This is a genomic window from Streptomyces sp. NBC_01166 (assembly GCF_045039765.1).
GTDB lineage: Bacteria > Actinomycetota > Actinomycetes > Streptomycetales > Streptomycetaceae > Streptomyces.
This window is the reverse complement of the sequence record NZ_CP108613.1, coordinates 1,674,970-1,691,919: the sequence shown is the minus strand read 5'-3', so window position 1 is coordinate 1,691,919 and position 16,950 is coordinate 1,674,970. Positions and strand designations below refer to the sequence as shown.

Here is a 16,950-nt window from a genome sequence, read left to right as displayed (position 1 = left end):
GGTGGGTCTCGTTGAATCCGGTACCGAAGTTATGGACCGACCCGCGTGGTCGGCGTCCCGCTCGGGAGCGCACCTGGCGCGTAGCTCCCAAGTACTACAGGTAGGGGGGTCCGCCTACCGGCCGCGGCGGGGCTTCCCGCGCTTGGCGCCGCCCTTGGGGCTCTTCGCGCCGCCGGAGCCGCCCCGGGAGGTCTTGCCCGCCGCCGGTTTGCGCGGGGAGCCGCCGCCCTTCCTGTCGGGCTTCTTCTCGGCGCGCCTGGCCTTGGGCTGCGGCGGCGTCGGGGCCCGGCCCCGGGTGCTGTTGACCGTCCGGCCCCGGACGATCCCGATGAACTCCTCCACCAGGTCGGTCGTCTTCTCCTCCGGCCACGACAGGGCGATCCGTGACTCGGGGACGCCCGTCAGCGGCCGGTAGGTGAGGTCCTTGCGGTGGTGCAGCCGCGCCAGGGACTGCGGGACGACCAGCAGCCCCACCCCCGCCGCCACCAGCTCCACGGCGTCCGCGGTCGTGGCGGGCCGCTCGAACGCGGGCCTGCCGGGCGGACGCTCCCAGTCGAGCGGGTCGTCGAGGGGGTGCAGCACGATCTCCTCGGCGAGATCCTCGGCCGACATCTCCTCGACGGCCGTCGCGGCGTGGTCCTTGGGGATCACGACCACGGTCGTCTCGGTGTAGAGGGGGATCGCGCTGAGGTCCGTACGGTCGACGGGCAGCCGCACGAAACCGGCGTCCGCGCCGCCGTCGCGCAGCAGAGCGGCGGCCTCGGCCGCGGGCACGCCGACAAGGGTCAGCGGGGTGTCGGGCAGCCGCTCGTTCCAGATCCGCACCCACTTGGTCGGGGTCACGCCCGGGACGTAGGCGAGCCGGAACGCAGGGGGTACTTCCGAGCCTGTCACCCCGCCAGGTTACCGGCCGTGGTCGGAGGCGGCGCACATGCTCGATACCCTGGACACCATGACGTCGCACCAGACCACCCAGACAATGAAGCCCGCCACCGCGGCGAAGAAGCTGGGTGTGTACCTCGAAGCCACCCCCGCCGAGTTCCAGGAGGGCGTCGTCTCGCGCGCCGAGCTGAACGCGCTGCAGGCCGATCCGCCGGAGTGGCTGCAGGAGCTGCGCCGCACCGGCCCGCACCCCCGGCCGGTGGTCGCCTCGAAGCTGGGCGTCTCCATCGCCGGCCTCGCGCGCGGCGGTGTCACCGAGCCCCTCACCACCGAGCAGATCGACGCCCTGAAGCAGGAAAGCCCCGAGTGGCTGCAGAAGGAGCGCGCCACCCAGGCCGACGTCCGCAAGGAAGCGGCCCGCATCAAGGAGCGCGACGCGGCCCGGGCCGAGCAGGCCGGCCGCGACTGACGTGCCCGCCGGGGACTCCCGGCTCGTCGCCGCGGTGCGTGAGCGGGACGCCGCTGCGGTGGGGGAGCTCCTGGCCGCCGGCGCCGACCCGGACGCCCTCGGCGAGGACGGCCTGCCGCTGCTCTGCGCGGCCGTCGCCTCGTACGACGTACCCGTGGCCGAAGCCCTCGTGGCAGGGGGCGCCGACCCGTACCGCCGGCTGCCGGACGGCTCCACCCCACTGCTGCGGGCCGTCGACGGCGGCTGCGTCGCCGGGGTCGCCGCGCTGCTCGACGGAACGGGTCCCGCCGTGGACGCCGCCGCACGCACGGAGCTCCTGGACCGTGCGCGCCGGTGGCACGAGACGGGCACCGAGGCCGAACTGCGGCGCCGGACGGGGGCCTCGGAACCCGTCGTGAGGGTCCAGGTCCGGGACGAGAACTACTTCCAGGACTACGAGCAGTTCACCCTCGGCGGTGTCACGGTGCGCGAAGGGCACGGGGAGATCCTCACCGACCTGGAAGCCCGTTTCGGCCTGCGTACACCCTTCGACGAACTGGTGGGGCGTGCCCTCGCCTCCCCGGGACCCGAGCATGCCGACTGGTGGGGGCCGATGTACGTCCTGAGCCGGAGGGAGGACGACGAGACCTGGGAGTCCGCGGCGGCGCTGCGGGCCCACGCCGATCCCCTGCCCCGGCTCCTCGCCGCCGAAGTCCTCAAGGCCATCGCGGACGGGGGCTTCATGGCCGAGACCCGGCCCTACGAGCAGCGGGCGTTGGAGATCTTCCGCTCCTGGGCGGTCGAGGAGGAGGACCCCTCGGTCCTCTGCGCCGTGCTGAACGGCCTGGCCGACCACGACACCCCGGAGGCCGAAGCGGTGGGCCTCTCCTTCCTCGCACACCCGGACCCGGATGTGCGCTGCATGGTGCCCCGCACCCTCATGCTGTCGGACAGGCTTCTCGTCACGCCCGTGGCGCTGGACGCGGTGCTCACGCTGGCACGGGACGAGGACGCCGACGTGCGCAAGGTGGCCGGCGCCTGGCTGGCCGAGTATCCGGACAACACCCCGGAGATCGCGGACGCCCTGGCGAGCCTGCTGGAGCACGAGGACCAGATGGCGCGCATCTGGGCCGTGTACGGGCTGGCCCGGTGCGACGACCCTCGGTGTGTGGCGGGGGAGCGCCTGATAGGGCCCGTGGACCCGGAGGAATGGCCCGACACCTGGATGCTGGACGGCGTCCGGCGGTACGAGGAGCGCCTACGGGACGGGACCGCACGGGCACTGTGACGGCGTCCTATTCCCCTGTGTAGAACGCGATCGTCGCCACCGTCGTCGCGGTCACGGTCTCCGGGTCCGCGCCCGAAGCGGCGAACGCGCGTCCCCATTCCTCGCCGGAGCGGGCCACGAAGGCCTTCGCCTCGGGAGAGTTCTGCCACTCCACGGCGTCCTCCGGGCTGATCCCGCCCCCCGTCAGATGCCACCCGAGCCCCAGAAGAGCCAGGTCCCAGCCGATCCCGACCGCACCAGGCCCGAACTGGCTCCGGAACTCCTCGGGCACCACCGACACGTGCTCCAGCTCGAACACCGTCCGGTGGGCGCCCTCCGGCGCGAGGCGCACCTCGACCTCGCTGAAGCCCGGGTCGGGGCCGAACCGCCAGGACACCCGTAGCCGCTCCGGGCGTACGCACTCGAGGATCTCGCCGCCGGCGTTCCCCTCCAGCTGGTAACCGCCGCCGACGCGGAAATCACCGGTGACCGGCAGGAACCACCGGGCGATCCGCGCCGGCGAGGTCACCGCGTCCCAGACCTCGTCGCGGCCCGCGTCGAAGGTGCGCCGCAACAGCACCGCGCCCGCCTCCTCGGACCCCACACGGCGTGTGCCGACCTCCCGGTGCACACGGCTGATCTCGTCGACGATCTCGTCCATGCCGCTCACTTCTCCTCCGTGCGTCGCCGTGTTCATGCTGTACCGATGGTCTGCCGCAACCGCCGTCACCGCGCGCGGGGCGCCCCATGCGGTCTTTGCATAAAACTGCATAGCTGCGTATAGTCATGCCATCGATGAGGAGGAATTTCCGATGGTGGTACGTGCGGCAGTGGCAGGGGCGAGCGGATACGCCGGCGGGGAACTGCTCCGTCTGCTCCTCACCCACCCACAGGTCGAGATCGGGGCCCTCACCGGCCACTCCAACGCCGGCGAGCGGCTCGGCGCGCTCCAGCCGCACCTGAGGCCACTCGCGGACCGTGTTCTCCAGCCGACCACCGCGGAGGTCCTCGGCGGGCACGACGTCGTCTTCCTGGCCCTGCCGCACGGGCAGTCCGCCGCCGTGGCCGAACAGCTCGGTGACGAGGTGCTCGTGGTGGACATGGGCGCCGACTTCCGGCTCGAGAACGCCGCCGACTGGGAGAAGTTCTACGGATCGCCGCACGCCGGCACCTGGCCCTACGGGCTGCCCGAGCTGCCCGGAGCCCGGGCAGCGCTGGAAGGCACCAAGCGTATCGCCGTGCCCGGCTGCTACCCCACCGCCGTCTCCCTCGCACTCTTCCCGGCGTACGCGGCCGGCCTCGCCGAACCCGAGGCCGTCGTCGTCGCCGCGTCCGGCACCTCCGGCGCGGGCAAGGCGGCCAAGCCGCACCTGCTCGGCTCCGAGGTCATGGGCAACATGTCCCCGTACGGCGTCGGCGGGGTCCACCGGCACACCCCCGAGATGATCCAGAACCTCGGCGCCGCCGCCGGCGAGCCCGTCTCCGTGTCCTTCACGCCGACCCTCGCGCCCATGCCCCGCGGCATCCTCGCCACGTGCAGCGCCAAGGCGAAGCCCGGGGTCAGCGCCGAGTCGCTCCGTACGGCGTACGAGAAGGCCTTCGCCGACGAGCCCTTCGTCGACCTGCTTCCCGAAGGACAGTGGCCCGCCACCGCGGCCGTGTACGGATCCAACGCCGTGCAGATCCAGGTCGCACACGACGAGGCGGCCGGCCGGATCATCGTGATCAGCGCCATCGACAACCTCGCCAAGGGCACCGCCGGAGGCGCCCTGCAGAGCATGAACATCGCCCTCGGACTTCCCGAGGACACGGGTCTTTCCACGATCGGAGTCGCACCGTGAGCGTCACGGCAGCCAAGGGATTCACGGCGGCGGGCATCGCCGCCGGGATCAAGGACAGCGGTAGTCCCGACCTGGCCCTGGTGGTCAACAACGGGCCCCGCCGCGCCGCCGCGGGCGTCTTCACCTCCAACCGCGTCAAGGCCGCACCCGTCCTCTGGTCGGAACAGGTACTCAAGGGCGGCGAAGTGACCGCCGTCGTCCTCAACTCCGGTGGCGCCAACGCCTGTACGGGCCCTCAGGGGTTCCAGGACACCCACGCCACCGCGGAGAAGGCCGCCGAGGTCCTCGGCGGCCACAGCGCCGGGGAGATCGCGGTCGCCTCGACCGGGCTGATCGGCCTGCTCCTGCCCATGGACAAGCTCCTGCCCGGCATCGAGAAGGCAGCGGCGGCCCTGAGCGAGCACGGCGGCGAGAAGGCCGCCATCGCCATCAAGACCACGGACACGGTCCACAAGACCGCCGTCGCGGGCGGCGAGGGCTGGACCGTCGGCGGCATGGCCAAGGGCGCGGGCATGCTCGCCCCCGGCCTCGCCACGATGCTGGTCGTCCTCACCACCGACGCCGACGTCGAAGCGCCCGCGCTCGACTCCGCGTTGCGCGCCGCCACGCGCACCACCTTCGACCGGGTCGACTCCGACGGCTGCATGTCGACCAACGACACCGTGCTGCTGCTCGCCTCCGGGGCGAGCGGAATCACCCCCGCGCAGGCCGAGTTCGACCAGGCCGTGCAGAGCGTCTGCGCCGATCTCGCCCGGCAGCTGATCGGTGACGCCGAGGGCGCCTCGAAGGACATCCGGATCGAGGTGATCAACGCGGCCACCGAGGACGACGCCGTCGAGGTCGGCCGGTCCATCGCCCGTAACAACCTCCTGAAGTGCGCCATCCACGGCGAGGACCCCAACTGGGGCCGGGTCCTCTCCGCGATCGGCACCACGAAGGCCGCCTTCGAGCCCGACCGGCTGAACGTCGCCATCAACGACGTCTGGGTCTGCAAGAACGGCAGCGTCGGCGCGGACCGCGACCTGGTCGACATGCGCTACCGGGAGGTCAGGATCACCGCGGACCTCGCGGCAGGCGACGAGTCCGCCGTCATCTGGGCCAACGACCTGACCGCCGAGTACGTCCACGAGAACAGCGCGTACAGCTCATGAGCGCCGCGAGGAAGCACACCGCGCTGCCCAAGGCGCAGATCCTCATCGAGGCGCTGCCCTGGCTCACCCGGCACAACGGCAAGACCGTCGTCATCAAGTTCGGCGGAAACGCCATGATCGACGAGGAGTTGAAGGCCGCCTTCGCCCAGGACGTCGTCTTCCTGCGGCACGCCGGCCTCAAGCCGGTCGTCGTGCACGGCGGCGGCCCGCAGATCAGCGCCCAGCTCGACAAACAGGGACTTGTCAGCGAGTTCAAGGCCGGTCTGAGGGTCACCACGCCCGAGGCGATGGACGTCGTACGGATGGTCCTGGCCGGGCAGGTGCAGCGCGAGCTCGTCGGGCTGCTCAACCAGCACGGTCCGCTGGCCGTCGGCATGACCGGCGAGGACGCCCACACGATCACCGCCACCCAGCACCGCCCGATGATCGACGGTGAGGCCGTCGACATCGGCCGTGTCGGTGAGATCACCTCCATCGACACCGGAGCGATCCAGGCGCTGCTGGACGACGGCCGTATCCCGGTCATCTCCTCCATCGCCCGCTCCGCCGAGGACAACCACGTCTACAACGTCAACGCCGACACCGCGGCCGCCGCACTCGCGGCCGCGCTGAACGCCGAGACGCTGATGGTCCTCACCGACGTCGAGGGCCTCTACGAGGACTGGCCGAACAGCGACGACGTCATCAGCCGGCTCACGGCCACCGAGCTGGAGAAGCTGCTGCCCGACCTCTCCAGCGGCATGGTGCCGAAGATGCAGGGGTGCCTCCACGCCGTACGCAACGGTGTCGAGACCGCCCGTGTCATCGACGGCCGGGTCCAGCACTCGATCCTGCTGGAGATCTTCACCGACGAGGGAATCGGCACGATGGTCGTTCCCGACGCAACACCCGCCACGGAGCACGACGCAGAGGGGGAGTCATGACCGGCAACGAGGAGTTCGCACAGCGCTGGCAGGGCGCGCTCATGGACAACTACGGCACTCCGCAGCTGCCGCTGGTGCGTGGCGCGGGTGCCCGTGTCTGGGACGCGGAGGGCACCGAGTACCTCGACTTCGTCGGCGGCATCGCGGTCAACGCGCTCGGCCACGCCCACCCCGCGGTGGTCGAGGCCGTCTCGACGCAGATCGCCTCCCTCGGCCATGTCTCCAACCTCTACACGGCCGAGCCCCCCATCGCGCTCGCCGAACGGCTGCTCCAGCTCTTCGGGCGGACGGGCAAGGTCTTCTTCTGCAACTCCGGCGCCGAGGCCAACGAGGCGGCCTTCAAGATCGGCCGGCTGACCGGGCGCACGCACATGGTCGCCACCGACGGCGGCTTCCACGGCCGGACCATGGGCAGCCTCGCCCTGACCGGCCAGCACGCCAAGCGCACCCCGTTCCTGCCGCTGCCCGGCGACGTCACGCACGTGCCGTACGGCGACATCGAGGCGCTCCGGGCCGCGGTGACGACCGACACGGCACTGCTGATCATCGAGCCCGTGCAGGGTGAGATCGGCGTCGTCGTACCGCCCAAGGGCTATCTGGAGGCGGCCAGGGAGATCACGCGGGCCACCGGCACGCTGCTCGTCCTGGACGAGGTACAGACCGGGATCGGCCGCTGCGGCCAGTGGTTCGAGCACCAGGCCCACCAGGGCGTCGAGCCCGACGTGGTCACGCTCGCCAAGGGGCTCGGCGGCGGACTGCCGATCGGCGCCACCGTCGCGTTCGGCGCCGCCGCCGACCTGCTGAAGCCCGGTCAGCACGGCACGACGTTCGGCGGCAACCCCGTCGCCTGTGCCGCCGGTCTCGCCGTGCTGGACACGCTCGCAGCCGACGGAGCTCTGGACACCGTGAAGCGGCTCGGAGAGAAGATCAGGGACGGCGTCGAGGGCCTCGGGCACCCGTTGGTCTCCCACGTCCGCGGCTCCGGACTGCTGCTGGGTATCGTGCTCACCGGGCCCCTCGCACCGAAGGTGCAGCAGGCGGCTCAGGGAGCCGGACTCCTGGTGAACGCGCCCGCCCCCGACGTCGTACGGCTCATGCCGCCGCTGATCATCGGTGACGCCGAGGTGGACGCGTTCCTGCGGATTCTGCCGGGAGCTCTCGACGCGGCTTACGGGGACGGACGATCCGGAGAGTGACCATCCGGAGAATGAGGCGACGACGATGACCGAGGCGCAGGAACCCGACCACGGAGGGCCGTCGGTGCCACAGACCCGCACGGCCCGCCACCGCAGGATCGTGGACATCCTGAACCGCCAGCCGGTGCGCTCGCAGAGCCAGCTGGCCAGGCTGCTGTCCGACGACGGGCTGAGCGTCACCCAGGCGACGCTCTCCCGCGACCTGGACGAGCTCGGCGCGGTGAAGATCCGCAACACCGGCGGCGAGCTGATCTACGCGGTGCCGAGCGAGGGCGGATTCCGCACCCCGCAGGCGCCGCTGGGCGGGTCCGCCAAGGAGGAGCGGATGCGCAGGCTCTCCGCCGAGCTGCTCATCTCCGCGGAGGCCTCGGCCAACCTCGTGGTGCTGCGTACGCCTCCGGGCGCCGCCCAGTTCCTTGCCTCGGCCATCGACCAGGCCGAACTCCAGGCGATTCTCGGCACGATCGCGGGGGACGACACACTGATGCTGATCAGCCGTGACCCGAACGGCGGCCAGGCGCTGGCCGACCATCTGCTGCGGCTGGCCCAGAACGACCGCGGTCCTCAGTAGCGGGTGATCGCGGTCGGGCCGGACTCCGTCCCGACCGCGATGTGCGGACGGCGTGCCGGGTCGGCCCAGGCCAGGATCCGGTCCATGGCGGCCGCCGGCACGGACACACAGCCGGCGGTCGCGCCCTTGCCGTCCACGTGGAGGAAGATCCCGGCGCCCCTGCCACGCACCGGCCGGTCGTAGTTGAAGCCGATGACGAGCGCACGGGCGTACTGCGCGGTATAGGTGACGAGGTGTTCGGCCTCGTCCGCGCGGCAGTCGGCGGGCCGCGGCTCCACCCAGCGGTTGTAGGCCCGGGACGCGTTGTCCTGGCACCACCACGAGTTCTCGCCGACCTTGCGGTACGGGTAGCGGGTCCCGGGCGGGGCGGCCCTGATCCCGAAGGCGTACGGCAGGTCGTACAGCCCGGTGGGCGTGGTGTTCGTGCCCTGGGTGCGGGTGGCCCCGTCGGCCAGTCCGTTCGCCCCGAAGCGCGCGGGCGCCGACCCAGCCGCCACCCAGCCGCCCCCGCGCCGGTCCCACCAGGTGACCGTGCCCGTGACGGAGTCCGTGCCGGGGGCCTCGGCGGTGATCAGCTGTGTACCGCCGCCCGTGTCGGCCAGCCGCTCCGGAAGGGGCGGCGGACCGGCGGGCCGCGCCGCGAGCGAACCGGCCATGGCCAGCAGGACCGACACCGTCACCAGGAGTCTGCGCATGCTCCGGACCGTACGGCGCGCCGCCTCCCACCCCCACCGCGCCTGCTCCGTACGGCCCAACGGCTCACTCCATGACGGGTGCGGGCATCGCGGGCAGCGGCAGGGGGAGCCCCGGCAGCCCGTCGATGCTGGTCGCGATGTGGTCCTTCTTCTCGAAGTACCTGCTCAGGCCTTCGTCGTCCTCGCGCCGGAAACGGCCGGCGTGCAGGGTGCGGTCCTCCTCGTACGACATGAACGGCACCGCGTACCCGCAGGAGTCCCGGATCAGATCGGCCGTCACCACGATGATGGCGCGCAGCCCGTGCGCGGTGGGGTCGATGTCCGGGAAGTGGCCGAGCAGCCCGGCGAAGCGCGGGTCGTCACGGAACACCGGCTCGCCCCGCCCGTGCACACGGACGATGTTGGGCGGGCCCTGGAAGGCGCACCACATCAGCGTGATGCGCCCGTTCTCCCGGAGGTGCGCGATGGTCTCGGCGGTGCTGCCGGCGAAGTCGAGGTAGGCCACGGTCCGTTCGTCGACGACGGCGAACGAGCCGCTCATCCCCTTGGGGGAGAGGTTGACCGTGCCGTCGCCGTCCAGGGGCGCGGTCGCGGTGAAGAAGAGGTGCTGTTCCTCGATGAAGGTCCGGAGCCGACCGTCTATACGTTCGTACGTTTTTCCCATGGCCGCATTCTTGTACTGCACACCGGTCGCCGCCAGGAATTTCAGAGGACGACCGGCAGGCCCCGAGCCTGGCCGCGGCCAAGGGGCTGACCAGCAGCTTTGACAAAACATACGGACCACTGCATAGTTATGCCATTCGTGATCGCGCGCCATGAGGCGGACGCACACCCCTTGCACTTCCGAGGAGCACGCAGTGAGCAACGGCACCGGCAACAGCGACGTACGCCTCTGGGGCGGCCGTTTCGCCGACGGCCCCGCCGAGGCGCTGGCCAAGCTGTCCGCCTCCGTCCACTTCGACTGGCGGCTCGCGCCGTACGACATCGCGGGCTCCCGCGCGCACGCCCGCGTGCTGAACAAGGCGGGGCTGCTCACCGACGACGAGCTGGCCCGCATGATCGAGGGCCTGGACTCGCTGGAGGCCGCGGTCGCCGACGGGTCGTTCACCGGCACCATCGCCGACGAGGACGTGCACACCGCGCTGGAGCGGGGACTCCTGGAGCGCCTCGGTCCGGACCTCGGCGGGAAGCTGCGCGCCGGCCGGTCCCGTAACGACCAGGTGGCGACGCTCTTCCGCATGTACCTGCGTGACCACGCCCGGATCATCGGCGGACTGGTCGCGGGGCTCCAGGACGCCCTGGTCGGACTGGCCGAGGCGCACCCGGACGTGGCCATGCCCGGCCGTACGCACCTCCAGCACGCGCAGCCCGTCCTCTTCGCCCACCACGTCCTGGCGCACGTGCAGTCCCTGTCCAGGGACGCGGAGCGGCTGCGGCAGTGGGACGAGCGGACCGCGGTGTCGCCCTACGGCTCCGGCGCGCTGGCCGGGTCGTCCCTCGGGCTCGACCCGGAGGCGGTCGCGGCGGACCTCGGCTTCGAGCGCGGGTCGGTGGGCAACTCCATCGACGGCACCGCCTCGCGGGACTTCGTCGCCGAGTTCGCCTTCGTCACCGCGATGATCGGCGTCAACCTCTCCCGCATCGCCGAGGAGATCATCATCTGGAACACGAAGGAGTTCTCCTTCGTCACCCTCCACGACGCCTTCTCCACCGGCTCCTCGATCATGCCGCAGAAGAAGAACCCGGACATCGCCGAGCTGGCGCGCGGCAAGTCCGGCCGCCTCATCGGCAACCTGACCGGTCTGATGGCGACCCTGAAGGCCCTCCCGCTCGCGTACAACCGTGATCTCCAGGAGGACAAGGAGCCGGTCTTCGACTCCTGCGACCAGCTCGAGGTCCTGCTCCCCGCCTTCACCGGCATGATGGCGACGCTCACCGTCAACCGGGAGCGCATGGAGGAACTCGCCCCGGCCGGCTTCTCGCTCGCCACGGACATCGCCGAGTGGCTGGTCAAGCAGGGCGTCCCGTTCCGGGTGGCGCACGAGGTCGCGGGTGAGTGCGTCAAGGTGTGCGAGCAGCAGGGCATCGAGCTCGACGAGCTCACCGACGAGCAGTTCGCGAAGATCTCCGAGCACCTCACCCCGGAGGTGCGCACCGTCCTGAACGTGCCCGGCGCGCTCGCCTCCCGCGACGGCCGCGGCGGGACCGCCCCCTCGGCCGTCGCCGTCCAGCTGGCCGAGGTGAAGGCCGACCTGGTGACGCAGCACGCCTGGGCGACCGCGCGCGGATGATTCGCAGGCATCGCGGGCTACGTTGACGGGAAGGCGTTCGGAACCGACCCAGAGGAGCCCGCGATGCCCTTCGCCCGCCTGAACCGAGCGACCACCCCGACCTCTCACATCGGGCTCGGTCTGGCCGCCGTCGGAAGGCCCGGCTACATCACCCCGCACCGTGACCGCGATCTGCCCGGCGAACGCGGCGTGGACGCGCTGCGCGCCCACACCCACGAACTCCTGGACGCGGCCTACGCCCAGGGCGTGCGTTATTTCGACGCCGCCCGCTCCTACGGCCGCGCCGAGGAGTTCCTCGCCGAGTGGCTGGCCACCCGCCCCGACGCGACGGACGTGGTCATCGGCAGCAAATGGGGCTACACCTACACCGGCGACTGGCGCGTCGACGCAGAGGCGCACGAGGTCAAGGATCACTCACTCGCCACCTTCGAACGTCAGCACGCCGAGACGGCCGGGCTGCTCGGCGACCGGCTCGACCTGTACCAGATCCACTCGGTGACCGCCGACAGCCCGGCGCTCGGCGACAAGGACCTGCACGCGCGTCTCGCCGAGCTGGCCGCCGGAGGCACCACGATCGGCCTCTCCACGAGCGGCCCCGGCCAGAGCGACGCCATCCGGGCCGCCCTCGCCGTGACCGTGGACGGCGAACCCCTCTTCCGCACCGTCCAGGCCACCTACAACGCCCTGGAGACCTCCGCCGGGGCGGCGCTCGCCGAGGCGCACGACGCCGGCCTCACGGTCATCGTCAAGGAGGCCATGGCCAACGGCCGGCTCGCCGGGACCGAAGCGCCCGCCGTCGTCCGGGAGATCGGCACCGAAGCCGGACTGGACGCGGACGCCGTCGCCCTGGCGCTGGTGCTCCACCAGCCGTGGGCCGGAGTCGTCCTGTCCGGCGCGGCCACCGTCACCCAGCTGGCGGCGAACCTGCACGCCCCGCTGCTCGACCTTGACGCGGACCGGCTGGACCGGCTGGCCGCCCTGGTGGAGGAGCCGGAAGCGTACTGGCGCCACCGGGCCTCACTCCCCTGGAGCTGAACGGCCGTCTCGCGTCCGATCCCGGCGCCGGTGCACTCCGGCCGGAGTGCAGGGCAACGCCCGGCCCGGTCGGAGAGGTGCGCCGGTTCACGCCCAGTCGGCGAGCACATCGAAGTCCGCCCGCACCAGACCCACCCAGGGGTCGATCCGCCGCAGCAGCGACCGCCCCGGGTGGTGCGCGGTGACCCAGGCCGTATCGAGGTCGGAGATCTCGTCGTCGACCCAGGCGAACGGCCTTCCGTCCGCGTAGTCGACGACATACCGCGTCTTCCAGTACGTCCCGTCGGTCGTGGCGCCGTGCATCGCGGGCCAGTCGATGTACGGCAACGGGGGCAGCCCGAGACGCGGGCCGACCCATTCGTTGGCCTCGTCCTTCCAGGTGGTCGCCCACACGAGCTCGTACCGGGCGGCGAGGGCGAGCAGCTCCTCACCGTGCCCGGGGCTGAGCAGAACGGGCAGCGGCGTTCCCGCCTCCCACCCGGTCGGCCGCATCCGGTGGAGCAGATAACCCTCCGGAGGCGCGGGGCGGGACAGCGCCGCGTACGGGTTGAGCGGACCGTCGATGTCGATCAGCAGCAGCGGCTTCATCCCGCCATGGTGCCTCCTGGACCGCCCGGCACCCATGGATTTCCCGGGGCGCCGGGACGGCGGCCGAAGCCGCTCGGCGTCCCGGCGCCAGCGGTGGCCGTCAGGCGGTGTCCAGGTGCCCCTCCCACAGCTCGCGCTCGGTCGCGCGGGGGTCGTTGACGACCTGGTCGGACGTGGTGTTGTTGTGGCGGAACGTCATGACGGGACGCTCCTGCGCGTCGTACTCCTTCCACGACGCCTGACCGGTCTTGGCGAAGTCGGCCCAGGTGCTGTGCAGGGCGTCCGCGAGGGGCTGGGGCGGACGGGGCCCGGTGAACTTCTGGTTGGCCTCCAGGCCGAGGGTGTCCCAGGCGAAGGGCAGGTCAAGGCTGTGGCAGGCGCCGAGCTTGACCTGGACGTTGTTGGGGACGACCGGGGAGCGCCACCCGAACTCGTACAGGTAGGTCGGTGCCCCCTGGTTCTCTCCCCGGGCCTCGGCGACCCTGTAGGTCGGGATACGGAACATCCGGTCGGTCAGCACCGCGGCGGCGATCCCGGAGGGCTTGTTGCGCGGGTACGCGGCGGTGTCGTTCTTCGCGTACGCGTCGTAGGCGCTGTCCGGAGCCCCGTACGCCTTCAGGCGCGTCTTGAACGGACCCGGAAGGAGCACGGACACCAGAGCGCTGGTCACGATGAAGAGACGGAACTCCTCGGTGGTCGTGCCCATCAGCAGCGGCACCTGGGCGCCCGCGCCGTCCGCGATTGCAGCCGCGGGAAGCCGGGGGAGCACATCACCGTCGATGACGGGCAGGAACGCCAGGCCGCAGGAGGCGATGGTGCTCGGCCCGTAGGCGTCCGCGTCCGCGCTCTGGCTGACTTCCTTGGAGACCTCGTTCTGTGCCTCGGTCAGATCGTCGATGTCCACGCCCGCCAGGGCGGCGGCGGTGGGCTCGACGCCCAGGCGGCGTCGATGTCCACGCCCGCCAGGGCGGCGGCGGTGGGCTCGACGCCCAGGCGCTCCGCCACCGCGCCGAGTACCAGCGCGGCGTCCTCCGGGGTCTGGCCGATGTGCGCGTTGCCGCTCTGCACGATCGCCTTGTGGAACAGGCCCTCGTCGCGGGAGAGCAGGGCGAGCACGCTCATGGCGCCGGCCGACTCCCCGCACAGCGTGATGTCGCCGGGGTCGCCCCCGAAGCCGGCGATGTTCTCGCGGACCCAGGTGAGCGCGGCGATCTGGTCGAGGAGGCCGCGGTTGGCCGGAGCCGGGGCGTCCGGCAGATAGCCGAAGCCATCCACCCCCAGGCGGTAGTTGATGGAGACACACACCACGCCGTCGCGGGCGAAGGTCGCACCGTCGTAGGCGGGTACGGCGGACGAGCCGGTGGTGAACCCGCCGCCGTGGATCCACACCAGCACGGGCAGAGCCCCCTCGGTGTCAGGCGTCCACACGTTGAGGTTCAGCCACTCGTCGCCGGCGACCTCCGGGTCGGGCATGATCTCGCCGAGCTTGCCGCCCAGTGGCGGCTTGGGGGGCGTGGGCCCGAAAGCGTGAGCCGTCCGCACGCCCTGCCAGGGCTCGGGCGGCACGGGAGCGGCGAAACGCAGCTCACCGATCGGTGCACGGCCGTAGGGCATTCCGAGGAAACGGGCGATGCCGTCCTCCGCCGTCCCCGACACCAAGCCGTAAGCCGTTTCGACCTCGACCGTGCTCTGCTCGGACATGTGTCTCCTCAGGGCCGGTTGGTTCTGGAGCCGTCCCGCGGGGAGGCCGGCCCACCCCCCGTCGGGCGTCCCGCACCGACGTCGGCCAGGACGCAGGTTAGTTACCCTGAGAGCTGAAGTGATTACACACCGTGACATAAAGTGACGGGTACTGCTCCGCCGTGACCGGTCACCAGGGTGTTCTGCCCCTCTCGTGATCGATCAAGGGTCAAGGGGGTGGGACTCTGATGTCTCATATGGGCTACGGTTGTCTCATGGCTCTTGATCGTGAGCATGTGCTGCGGAGCGCCGCCGCCCTGCTGACCCGTAAATCCACGGCGACCATGGACGAGGTCGCCCGGGCCGCGGGCATCGGACGCGCCACCCTGCACCGGCACTTCGCAGGGCGGGACGCGCTGGTCGGAGCGCTGGAGGACCTCGGGATCCGGGAGTTCGAGGCGGCCCTGGACTCCGCCGCACTCGACGAGGGCACCGCGGAGGGCGGGCTCCGGCGGCTGATCGCGGCCGTCGAGCCGAGCGCCGGGCTGCTGTCGTTCCTCGTCACCGAGAACCAGCTCTTCGAGGGCGACGACGTCAACGAGGGCTGGAGCCGTCTGGACGCCCGGGTCTCGGCCTTCTTCCGGCGCGGCCAGGAACGCGGCGAGTTCCGGATCGACCTCACACCCGCCTGGCTGACCGAGGCACTGTACGGCCTGATCGGGAGTTGCGCGTGGTCCGTGCAGACGGGCCGGGTGGCCGCGCAGGACTTCCCGTACATGATCGTCGAGTTGCTCCTGGGCGGAGCACGCCGGAGCGTGGAGAAATGAGCAGCACCTTTTCGAAGGCAGGCGTCACCGGCGACGTGCGTCATCCGGGCCGGTGGATCGCCCTCACCGTCCTCGTCCTGGCCGTGCTCCTCGTCGCCGTCGACGCCACCGTCCTCGGCCTGGCGACACCGTTCCTCAGCGAGGACCTCGAACCGACCGGCACCCAGCTGCTCTGGATCGGCGATGTGTACTCCTTCGTCATCGCCGGACTCCTGGTCTCCATGGGCAGCCTCGGTGACCGCATCGGCCGGAAGAAGCTCCTTCTGACCGGCGCCGCCGCCTTCGGAGCGGTCTCCGTCCTGAACGCCTACGCGTCCAGCCCCGAGATGATGATCCTGGCCCGGGCGCTGCTCGGTGTCGCGGGCGCCACCCTGATGCCGTCCACGCTCGCCCTGATCCGCAACCTCTTCCACGACCCGCGCGAACGCAGCCTCGCCGTCGGTATCTGGGGCGCGATGGCCGCGGCGGGCGCCGCCGTCGGGCCCGTCGTGGGCGGACTCCTGCTGGAGCACTTCTGGTGGGGCTCGGTCTTCCTGATCAACCTGCCCGTGATGGCCGTCCTCGTCGTCGTGGGCATCAAGATGATCCCCGAGTCGAAGAACCCGGCGCCGGGGCCCTGGGACCTGCTCAGTGTGGGACTCTCCCTGGTCGGCATGATCGGCGTCGTGTACGCCGTCAAGGAGGCCGCCGCGCACGGCGTGAGCTGGGAGAACGGCGTGGCGGCCCTCGGCGGTGTGCTGGCACTCACCTGGTTCGTGCGCCGTCAGCTGAAGCTCCCCGCCCCACTGCTGGACATGCGGCTCTTCCACCACCGGGGGTTCTCCGGAGCGGTCCTCGCGGACCTGCTGACCATCCTCGGCCTGTCCGGGATCGTCTTCTTCCTCTCCCAGTTCCTGCAGCTGGTCCAGGGGCGGGGCCCGCTGGAGGCGGGCCTCGCCGAACTGCCCGCGGCCGTCGGCGCGGTGACCGCCGGCCTGCTGGCGGGGAGGGTGGCGCGCCGCTACTCCGTGCGCTCCGTGGTCGCCGTCGGACTCGGCGCCATCGGCGTGTCGCTCGCCGTGGTCACGGTGATCCACAAGGAGACCGGCTATCCCCTGATCGGGGTCCTGCTCCTGGTGGTGGGCGTCGGCGCGGGATTCGCCTTCACCGTCACCTCCGACGTGATCCTCTCCAGCGTCCCGAAGGAACAGGCGGGCTCCGCGTCCGCGGTGTCCGAGACGGCGTACGAGCTCGGGGCGGCCCTCGGTATCGCGCTGCTCGGATCCATCGTCACAGGCGTCTACAAGGGCTTCGGGACCCCGGACGGCATCCCGGCCGCCGCCGCGACGGCGGCACACGAGTCGCTGGGCGGAGCTGTGGAGACGTCGGAGCACCTCCCCGCACAGCAGGGGAGCGAGCTCGTCGTGGCGGCTCAGGAGGCCTTCGTCAACGGGCTGCGGGTGTCGGCGGCGGTCGGTGCCGTCGTGCTGCTCGCGACCGCGGTCGCCGCGTGGTTCCTGCTGCGCGGCCAGAAGCTGGAAGAGGGGATCATCCCCGACGAGTGAGTGACCCGGCG

The 16,950-nt window shown here is 71.4% G+C and carries 18 protein-coding genes; 11 read left to right on the top strand and 7 right to left on the bottom strand.

Features of this window, described 5'->3' with window-relative positions; genetic code table 11:
• Nucleotides 1-114: 114 nt before the first annotated feature.
• Nucleotides 115-894: a LysR family substrate-binding domain-containing protein gene (locus tag OG379_RS07785; protein ID WP_405660657.1), complete on the bottom strand. Its 780-nt coding sequence runs from the start codon at nucleotides 892-894 to the stop codon at nucleotides 115-117.
• Nucleotides 895-931: 37 nt separating this feature from the next.
• On the opposite strand from OG379_RS07785, the gene OG379_RS07780 reads away from it, so the two are divergent.
• Together OG379_RS07780 and OG379_RS07775 are read left to right on the top strand one after the other, a co-directional pair.
• Complete coding sequence (locus tag OG379_RS07780; protein WP_405660654.1) at nucleotides 932-1,351, top strand: DUF5997 family protein; 420 nt, start codon at nucleotides 932-934, stop codon at nucleotides 1,349-1,351.
• A gap of 1 nt (nucleotide 1,352) precedes the next feature.
• On the top strand, nucleotides 1,353-2,618 hold the full coding sequence (locus OG379_RS07775) for a HEAT repeat domain-containing protein (protein WP_405660651.1): 1,266 nt from the start codon (nucleotides 1,353-1,355) through the stop codon (nucleotides 2,616-2,618).
• Between the two features lie 7 nt (nucleotides 2,619-2,625).
• Here the strand turns inward: OG379_RS07775 and OG379_RS07770 are convergent, their stop codons facing one another.
• Nucleotides 2,626-3,258: an SRPBCC family protein gene (locus tag OG379_RS07770; protein WP_405660648.1), complete on the bottom strand. Its 633-nt coding sequence runs from the start codon at nucleotides 3,256-3,258 to the stop codon at nucleotides 2,626-2,628.
• A gap of 151 nt (nucleotides 3,259-3,409) precedes the next feature.
• On the opposite strand from OG379_RS07770, the gene argC reads away from it, so the two are divergent.
• Genes argC through OG379_RS07745 form a run of 5 tightly spaced genes read left to right on the top strand, consistent with a single transcriptional unit; the run spans nucleotide 3,410 to nucleotide 8,279 of the window.
• Nucleotides 3,410-4,438, top strand: a complete 1,029-nt coding sequence (argC, locus tag OG379_RS07765; RefSeq protein WP_401522674.1) for an N-acetyl-gamma-glutamyl-phosphate reductase — start codon at nucleotides 3,410-3,412, stop codon at nucleotides 4,436-4,438.
• The gene (gene argJ, locus OG379_RS07760; protein WP_405660645.1) at nucleotides 4,435-5,589 is read left to right on the top strand and encodes a bifunctional glutamate N-acetyltransferase/amino-acid acetyltransferase ArgJ; all 1,155 of its coding nucleotides are present in this window, start codon (nucleotides 4,435-4,437) and stop codon (nucleotides 5,587-5,589) included. Before argC ends, argJ begins: the two co-directional genes overlap by 4 nt.
• Nucleotides 5,586-6,512, top strand: a complete 927-nt coding sequence (argB, locus tag OG379_RS07755) for an acetylglutamate kinase (protein WP_393758262.1) — start codon at nucleotides 5,586-5,588, stop codon at nucleotides 6,510-6,512. The genes argJ and argB overlap by 4 nt, the downstream gene beginning before the upstream one ends.
• On the top strand, nucleotides 6,509-7,708 hold the full coding sequence (locus tag OG379_RS07750; RefSeq protein ID WP_405660643.1) for an acetylornithine transaminase: 1,200 nt from the start codon (nucleotides 6,509-6,511) through the stop codon (nucleotides 7,706-7,708). Before argB ends, OG379_RS07750 begins: the two co-directional genes overlap by 4 nt.
• A gap of 25 nt (nucleotides 7,709-7,733) precedes the next feature.
• Nucleotides 7,734-8,279, top strand: coding sequence for an arginine repressor (locus tag OG379_RS07745; protein WP_393758266.1), 546 nt, complete (start codon nucleotides 7,734-7,736; stop codon nucleotides 8,277-8,279).
• On the opposite strand, the gene OG379_RS07740 is transcribed toward OG379_RS07745, so the two are convergent.
• Together OG379_RS07740 and OG379_RS07735 are read right to left on the bottom strand one after the other, a co-directional pair.
• A complete protein-coding gene (locus OG379_RS07740) occupies nucleotides 8,273-8,974 on the bottom strand; it encodes a L,D-transpeptidase (RefSeq protein WP_405660640.1) in 702 nt (233 codons plus the stop codon). The genes OG379_RS07745 and OG379_RS07740 overlap by 7 nt on opposite strands.
• Before the next feature lie 64 nt (nucleotides 8,975-9,038).
• Nucleotides 9,039-9,638, bottom strand: a complete 600-nt coding sequence (locus OG379_RS07735) for a pyridoxamine 5'-phosphate oxidase family protein (RefSeq protein WP_393758269.1) — start codon at nucleotides 9,636-9,638, stop codon at nucleotides 9,039-9,041.
• Nucleotides 9,639-9,831: 193 nt separating this feature from the next.
• On the opposite strand from OG379_RS07735, the gene argH reads away from it, so the two are divergent.
• On the top strand, nucleotides 9,832-11,265 hold the full coding sequence (gene argH, locus OG379_RS07730) for an argininosuccinate lyase (RefSeq protein WP_405660637.1): 1,434 nt from the start codon (nucleotides 9,832-9,834) through the stop codon (nucleotides 11,263-11,265).
• A 63-nt stretch (nucleotides 11,266-11,328) separates the two neighbouring features.
• Complete coding sequence (locus tag OG379_RS07725; protein WP_405660636.1) at nucleotides 11,329-12,300, top strand: aldo/keto reductase; 972 nt, start codon at nucleotides 11,329-11,331, stop codon at nucleotides 12,298-12,300.
• Between the two features lie 87 nt (nucleotides 12,301-12,387).
• On the opposite strand, the gene OG379_RS07720 is transcribed toward OG379_RS07725, so the two are convergent.
• The 3 genes from OG379_RS07720 to OG379_RS07710 all read right to left on the bottom strand — a co-directional run bounded on the left by OG379_RS07720 (nucleotide 12,388) and on the right by OG379_RS07710 (nucleotide 14,589).
• Nucleotides 12,388-12,888, bottom strand: coding sequence for a hypothetical protein (locus OG379_RS07720; protein WP_405660634.1), 501 nt, complete (start codon nucleotides 12,886-12,888; stop codon nucleotides 12,388-12,390).
• A gap of 100 nt (nucleotides 12,889-12,988) precedes the next feature.
• Nucleotides 12,989-13,792: a carboxylesterase family protein gene (locus OG379_RS07715; RefSeq protein WP_405660632.1), complete on the bottom strand. Its 804-nt coding sequence runs from the start codon at nucleotides 13,790-13,792 to the stop codon at nucleotides 12,989-12,991.
• The gene (locus OG379_RS07710) at nucleotides 13,774-14,589 is read right to left on the bottom strand and encodes a carboxylesterase family protein (RefSeq protein ID WP_405660630.1); all 816 of its coding nucleotides are present in this window, start codon (nucleotides 14,587-14,589) and stop codon (nucleotides 13,774-13,776) included. Before OG379_RS07710 ends, OG379_RS07715 begins: the two co-directional genes overlap by 19 nt.
• 254 nt (nucleotides 14,590-14,843) lie before the next feature.
• On the opposite strand from OG379_RS07710, the gene OG379_RS07705 reads away from it, so the two are divergent.
• Both OG379_RS07705 and OG379_RS07700 read left to right on the top strand, forming a co-directional pair.
• Nucleotides 14,844-15,395: a TetR/AcrR family transcriptional regulator gene (locus OG379_RS07705; RefSeq protein ID WP_405660627.1), complete on the top strand. Its 552-nt coding sequence runs from the start codon at nucleotides 14,844-14,846 to the stop codon at nucleotides 15,393-15,395.
• Complete coding sequence (locus tag OG379_RS07700) at nucleotides 15,392-16,939, top strand: MFS transporter (RefSeq protein ID WP_405660624.1); 1,548 nt, start codon at nucleotides 15,392-15,394, stop codon at nucleotides 16,937-16,939. The genes OG379_RS07705 and OG379_RS07700 overlap by 4 nt, the downstream gene beginning before the upstream one ends.
• Nucleotides 16,940-16,950 lie beyond the last annotated feature (11 nt).

Excerpts from the sequence above, each read along its gene's own strand:
- OG379_RS07780 (WP_405660654.1), top strand. The coding sequence starts at position 932 with ATGCTCGATACCCTGGACACCATGACGTCGCACCAGACCACCCAGACA.
- OG379_RS07770 (WP_405660648.1), bottom strand. The coding sequence starts at position 3,258 with ATGGACGAGATCGTCGACGAGATCAGCCGTGTGCACCGGGAGGTCGGC.
- argC (WP_401522674.1), top strand. The coding sequence starts at position 3,410 with ATGGTGGTACGTGCGGCAGTGGCAGGGGCGAGCGGATACGCCGGCGGG.
- argB (WP_393758262.1), top strand. The coding sequence starts at position 5,586 with ATGAGCGCCGCGAGGAAGCACACCGCGCTGCCCAAGGCGCAGATCCTC.
- OG379_RS07750 (WP_405660643.1), top strand. The coding sequence starts at position 6,509 with ATGACCGGCAACGAGGAGTTCGCACAGCGCTGGCAGGGCGCGCTCATG.
- OG379_RS07745 (WP_393758266.1), top strand. The coding sequence starts at position 7,734 with ATGACCGAGGCGCAGGAACCCGACCACGGAGGGCCGTCGGTGCCACAG.
- OG379_RS07740 (WP_405660640.1), bottom strand. The coding sequence starts at position 8,974 with ATGCGCAGACTCCTGGTGACGGTGTCGGTCCTGCTGGCCATGGCCGGT.
- OG379_RS07735 (WP_393758269.1), bottom strand. The coding sequence starts at position 9,638 with ATGGGAAAAACGTACGAACGTATAGACGGTCGGCTCCGGACCTTCATC.
- OG379_RS07725 (WP_405660636.1), top strand. The coding sequence starts at position 11,329 with ATGCCCTTCGCCCGCCTGAACCGAGCGACCACCCCGACCTCTCACATC.
- OG379_RS07720 (WP_405660634.1), bottom strand. The coding sequence starts at position 12,888 with ATGAAGCCGCTGCTGCTGATCGACATCGACGGTCCGCTCAACCCGTAC.
- OG379_RS07710 (WP_405660630.1), bottom strand. The coding sequence starts at position 14,589 with ATGTCCGAGCAGAGCACGGTCGAGGTCGAAACGGCTTACGGCTTGGTG.
- OG379_RS07705 (WP_405660627.1), top strand. The coding sequence starts at position 14,844 with ATGGCTCTTGATCGTGAGCATGTGCTGCGGAGCGCCGCCGCCCTGCTG.
- OG379_RS07700 (WP_405660624.1), top strand. The coding sequence starts at position 15,392 with ATGAGCAGCACCTTTTCGAAGGCAGGCGTCACCGGCGACGTGCGTCAT.